Origin of the sequence: Candidatus Phytoplasma pruni (assembly GCF_013391955.1) — a bacterium.
Lineage (GTDB): Bacteria > Bacillota_I > Bacilli_A > Acholeplasmatales > Acholeplasmataceae > Phytoplasma.
The window spans coordinates 1-5,082 of the sequence record NZ_JABUOH010000024.1 but is presented as its reverse complement, the minus strand read 5'-3'; the positions used below and the strand labels follow the sequence as shown (position 1 = coordinate 5,082).

Annotated in this window: 3 protein-coding genes; all 3 read left to right on the top strand. The window is 28.5% G+C overall.

The annotated features are described in order from the left end of the window. Window positions 1–117 precede the first annotated feature (117 nt). Complete coding sequence (locus tag HR065_RS00875; RefSeq protein WP_178734039.1) at window positions 118–738, top strand: hypothetical protein; 621 nt, start codon at window positions 118–120, stop codon at window positions 736–738. A 222-nt stretch (window positions 739–960) separates the two neighbouring features. Further along, complete coding sequence (locus tag HR065_RS00870) at window positions 961–2,058, top strand: DUF2963 domain-containing protein (protein WP_178734038.1); 1,098 nt, start codon at window positions 961–963, stop codon at window positions 2,056–2,058. 429 nt (window positions 2,059–2,487) lie between these two features. After that, window positions 2,488–4,983, top strand: coding sequence for an AAA family ATPase (locus tag HR065_RS00865; protein WP_178734037.1), 2,496 nt, complete (start codon window positions 2,488–2,490; stop codon window positions 4,981–4,983). Window positions 4,984–5,082 lie beyond the last annotated feature (99 nt).

Here is a 5,082-nt window from a genome sequence, read left to right as displayed (position 1 = left end):
AAAAAAAAAAAAAAAAAAAAAAAAAAAAAAAAAACAAAAAAAAAAAAAAAAAAAAAAAAAAAAAAACGTATAATAAAAACATACGTAAAAAAATATAACAAAAAAGGAGACACACGCATGTCAAAAACAAAAAACCATAATAAAAAAATCATTATTTGGTCTAGTATTGTTGCAACCATCGTTATTTTATTATCAATCTTTGCTTATTATAAAATGAATAAAAAAACAATATCTCAACCAGAAAAAACTTCTATTCTAAGTCCAAAAGAATTAAACCCAGTAACAAAACAAGATTATTTAGATGCATTAGAAAAATGGAAAAATCAAGCATTAATTAAAGCTCATCAAAAAGACCACCCTCACACACAATATCATAAGAATTCTATCAATAGATGGCACAGCACGGAAGAAGGAGATAAAATGCACGCTCTTGCTGCTGAATTGTTTAATGCAGGGGAATTGCGTGATATTTTAGGTAGAAAGACTATCACTCTTTATGATATTGAAGGCAACGAACATGAATACAAATATAAGGAAGGTTTTTTGATTGATGAATGGTATCTTGATAAAATTCATTTAGGACAATCTAACAATGATGTCAGTATGCATAAACTTGATTATTTAGATAGCACCAAACCACCAAAACCTCCTAGTGATTTACCATCTGATTTAAAACCAAAATATCAAGAACCTTTATTATTGCTTAACAATGGCAAATTTACTACATATCAATTTTAAATTATTTGATTTTTAGACCTTATTGAAATTTAATCAATGAGGTCTTTTTTTATATCTTAAATAACAAATCTTCAAGAAACAACTTATAATCGATCTGTCTGTCGCCTTATATTTATTTCTTTGCTCTTTAACGTTGGGTTCTATTTTTTAGAAAAAAGCTTGCAAAAACACAAAAAAAAGAGTATAATTTAATTTATATAAAAGAAAGAAATAAAAAAATCAATGAATAAAAAAAATTTAACTCCTTATCAAGCTAAAATAAAAAAAATTATCTTAATTACCGTTTTAGAAGTTATTTTTTTCGGTTTTATTAGTTTTAATAATTATGGTTTTAATCCGTATCAAAGAGGCGATTATCCAACTGATGAATTTGATAAAGTTATAAATCCTAATTATAACGATTCATATCCAAAAGATATTTTTTATAATTCAAACAATCTTATCGGCCCTATAACTTATTTGAGTCCAGAAAATAATCAAAAAATCATAACCGAATCTTATTATAATTATAAGAAAGATCCTTCTAAAAATGCTAAGAAAAAAATTATCAACTACGACACCGAAACAGGACAAATTGTAAAAGAAACTGATTATAAACAATATGAAACAGAAAACAAAGTGGAAGAAAAAATTATGCACGTTTCATTGCACAATCCTCAAAATGGAAAAATACAAAAAGAAGCTTGGTATATGGAGGATGGAGAAAATAAAAAATCTGTCGCTGAATATGTAGCAGACGAAAAAAATGAAAAGATTAAATATACTATTTATGATACAAATGATAAAAGTTCTGAAACAGAATATCATCCTAACGGAAATATTAAAACGTTAAAACATTATAAAAGCGATAAAAACAATATTCTAAAAATACATTTTATGTATGAATTTGATGAAAAGACAAAAAACAAGACAAAATATATTTCTTACGATATAGAAGCTAGCGAAGATGGTTTAAAAAAAACTATGGACGAATATGATCCTAAAAACGGGCAAACAATTAAAACCACGAATTATTCTAACAAAGAACCGCAAACAGACATAATTCATTCAACGTATGAATATGATTCTTCAAATTGTATTAAAAAGATAACCTTTTATAACCTTGAAACAGGCAACAAAATTCGTATAGAAGAAAATCACCCTTCATCAGAACAAGATGCAAAATCTATTACAGAAGAATACGATCCTCAAACGAATAACAAAATTAAAAAAATTATTTATTTTAATAACGGAACTTACACAACTTACAAATACGACCCTAATGCAGGAACTTTATTATTGGAAATAAAACGCAATCAGGATGGTTCTCAAATAAATTAAAAAAAATCTTTTATAAAATGTTGAATAAAATCAAAAAAAATATTTTTCAAGACTCTTTTGAATTAAGAGTCTTTTTTTTATAATTAATAATTTTATCCTATAATATGTTCTATTCGTTGTCAATATAATAAAATAAAAGTTTGATTAGGGTAGGATATATGATCTAAAAAGATTTTCTAAAAGTGTGAAAATTATATGTTTTTAAGATATAATTAAATATTATTTATTAAATCATTTTAGCTGAACAAATGCCGTTTATGAATAAAAATATTTTTTCTTTTAAATAAATTTAGGAGAAAATTTACAATGAGTAATTTTTTGCATAAAATAAATTTTACAAAAAATATTTTCATGGCATTTAGCAAAGATGAAAAACAATAACTACATGCAACTCATTTCTTTGCGATTGATGAAAGGTATTTTTTCCAAATGAATAAAACTGTTAAAACATGGCTAATTTTTAGTCTTTTAATTATAATACCGATCTTTTTGATAAAAATGAATACTAATTATGCTGATGGTAAGGGTGGACCGAAAAATATAAACAAAAATGATGTGGGGAAAATTCCTGATCAAAACGAAACCAAAGAATCAACAGGGAATAATTCTGATACCAACGAGCAGAAAAACGATGAAACAAAAGATCAGGAAAATGGAAACATTACTAAAAAGGGGACATCAAAGGGAAGGAAAAAAGGAACGACCAAAGAAGGGGAACAAAATAATAAAGACAAAGTTCCTAAAAAGAATGTCAATTCAAACCAAAACACAGTTTCTGAAGTAGATACGACCGTTTCAAACAAACCTAAAAAAGAGGGCAAAAAGGAGGAGGAAAATGGAGAAAATCAAAACGAATCAAAAACAAGCGATACACAAAATCCTTCCGCAAATAGTCCCAATAATGCTACAACAGGAGAAGAACCTAAAAAACAAAACGACCAATCGAACCTCCAAGATAATGCCTCAAACTTATCAAAAAAAGATTCCCCAAACAACAACTCTTCTCGCTCTAACAATTCTAATACAACCAATAAAGCTGGCAAAACCATTAATTTTTATGATGTAGCAGGCATGGAAGAAGAAAAAAATTTGATGAAAACTATTATTGATTTTTTAAAAAATCCTCAAAAATACGAAAAAGCGGGAGCACACATGCCTAAAGGAGTTTTATTGTATGGTCCTCCGGGAACAGGTAAAACTTATTTAGCCAAAGCAGTCGCGGGAGAAGCTCAAGTCAATTTTAAAGCTGTTTCCGGTACTGAATTGCTGCCTCATTTCATCGGTGGCGGAGCTAAAAAGCTAGAAGAACTTTTTAAAGATTTAAAAAATAATGCTCCTAGTATTTTATTTATCGATGAAATTGACACTTTCGGAGGGAAAAGAAACGATAACAACGTCAAAGAAAAAGAATTGTTAATTGAACTTTTAACCCAAATGGACGGCTTTAATTCTAAATCTGATCAAAATCCTGTGGTGGTTATGGCAGCCACCAACAGAAAGGAAGTTTTGGATGAAGCTTTATTAAGACCCGGAAGGTTTGATTATTTAGTGGAAGTAGGTTTGCCCGACATTAACGCTCGTGAAGCGGTTCTAAAACTAAAAGATAAAAATAAAAAACTCTCAGAAGGAATAAATTTACGCCAGTTAGCGGAAGAAACACAAGGGCTAAATATGGCTCAGTTAGATTCACTTTTAAATACGGCTGTTCTCATCCAAATAGAGAAAGACCTGCCTTCAATCGATCGCCAAGTTATTGAAGAAGCGAAAGAAAATCTTTTATTAGGTTTATCCAAAACCACGAAAAAATATAATGCGGATGAAAAAAGGATGGTTTCCTTACATCAGGCAGGGAAAATATTAGTCAACGACGTTTTACAAACTCATTGGATGAGCTCTTTTTCCAAAGTCCCTCATAATAACGATAAATTAATCATTTTAACCAACAAAACTCAAAACGAAAATATCGCTAATAAAGAAAGATTGCTAAAAGAACTAACTGTTCTTTTAGCGGGTAAAGCAGGCGAAAATATGGATGATGATTGGATTGATAAAACTCAAGAAGATTTAGAAGAAGCGCATGATAAAGCGGACGAAATATTGGCGATATTAGGGTATGACTTGGTTTCCTCCAAAGATAAAGAAGAAGTGAAAAAAGAAATTTTAACTAAATGTTTTTTTGATGCAAAAGCGATTATCGCTTTTAACCAAACTGTGTTTAACCAATTAACTGATGAATTGCAAAATAACCCTTCTATCAACAAAGAAACGATAACTTCTCTTCTCTCCCAGCAAGAGTGGAAAAAATTAAATAACGATGCAACGTCTAAAATAAATGCTCACTTTTACCAAGAAAAAGAAATGATGGTTTTGTTGATTTTTCTGTTTACTTTGACGGAAATAGGTTTTTTGGTTTATTTATGGATTAATAAAAAACAAAAATTTTCCTTTAAACCCAAAAAATGGAAAAATTGTTTGAATATCAAAACAGCAATAATGTTTATAGTTTTTCTTTTATGGTCTTTTTCTCTTTGTTTTTACCACTACCGCAATATCCAAAGATCAGAAGTTGTCAAACCTTTATCCACTATCGCATTATTCGATAAAATCGAAAAACATCAAATGAAAAATATTGTAGTTATCACTGAAAATAGTTTATTGGACGGGCTGCATTATCAAGTTTTAACAGAAGATAAAATGGGTCAATTGTTTGAAAACGAAATGAAACCCACTTTGCATGCGCAAATGTTAAATAAAATTCATAATCATAAAATTAAAGATTTTCACTTTGAAGAAGCAAAAACTTTTAATTTATTGAATTTTTCCTTAAAAATGATTTTAACCATATCTTCTCTGATCTTTACTGTTTCAATTTTAACGAATATTAAAAAATTTCATCTTCAAAACAAGATGTCTCGTTCTGAATAAATATCTTAAGGTCTGTCTTTTTCGAAAGATTTTTAAAAAAGGAAGATTATTTTTTACACCTAAAACAAGTTCTTTTCCGTCGGGACTTGTTTTTTTTTT

Bases quoted from the DNA above. Each gene is read 5' to 3' on its own strand.
- HR065_RS00875 (WP_178734039.1), top strand. From the start codon at position 118: ATGTCAAAAACAAAAAACCATAATAAAAAAATCATTATTTGGTCTAGT.
- HR065_RS00870 (WP_178734038.1), top strand. From the start codon at position 961: ATGAATAAAAAAAATTTAACTCCTTATCAAGCTAAAATAAAAAAAATT.
- HR065_RS00865 (WP_178734037.1), top strand. From the start codon at position 2,488: ATGAATAAAACTGTTAAAACATGGCTAATTTTTAGTCTTTTAATTATA.